Source organism: Aminobacter sp. P4_D5 (genome assembly GCF_056401815.1).
In genome coordinates, this window is sequence record NZ_JBFUIP010000579.1 from 1 (window position 1) to 793 (window position 793).

The following is a 793-nucleotide window of genomic DNA, read 5'->3' on the forward strand; positions in this document are numbered from 1 at the left end:
TTGTGCGGCCATGGACAGGGACGTCTCGCCGAAGCGCAGGTCCCGCCAGCTGCCGAAGCGCCCGCCCAGCTCGCCCGCGAAGAAGCCGTAGAACTGGTCCAGCCAGTCGAGGAAGCGCGCGAGATCCTCCGCGTTGCGCACATAGGGCGTATTGCCCGGCACCAGCGAGGGTGAATGGTAGGTCACCACGAAGACGCGATGGCCGGTCGCCAGCATATGCCGCGCGAGGCGCTGCGCCTCCGAAATGGTCATGCCCTCGGGGCTCAGCCGGATGCGTTCCATCAGCCCAAGGCGGGACATCACTCCGGCGAGATGCATGCGCTGCATCCGCGGATGCAGCACGAAGGGCGCGAGGGCCGTCGCGCCCGAAAGCCGCCCGACCAGCGCGGCCGAGACCGGGATCTCCATCAGCGTCTTCTCGTGGTCCGCCCAATAGGGATTCGCGGCGAGCCAGGGCCGCCTGACCCCCTCGGGAGGCCAGCAGGGCGTGACGCTGGTGTCGACCGCATAGCCGAGCGACTTGAGGATGTCGGCGGTGCGCGTGCCTGCGCCGAAGCGGCCGGTGCGGAAAATCCGCGGCGCCTCTCCGAAGGCCTCGCCCAGGACCCGCGTGAGGTGCCGCGCCTTGGCGAGTTCCAGCTCCACCGGCAGGTTGCCCGCATAGCTGTTGCGCTCGCCGAGCGCCTCGTCGAAGGGCGGCGTGACCCAGGGATGCATCTGCGCGCCGATCTCGCAGGCACCGGAGCGCAGCAGATCGAGCAGCGGCTCCCTCCCCGCATCCTGAACGGCGACG

1 protein-coding gene is annotated in these 793 nt (G+C 69.9%); it reads right to left on the reverse strand.

Translation table 11 applies throughout. The annotated features are described in order from the left end of the window. Positions 1-793: polysaccharide deacetylase family protein (locus tag AC1DWF_RS33615; RefSeq protein ID WP_476842827.1), on the reverse strand; the 793-nt coding region annotated here is incomplete at both ends.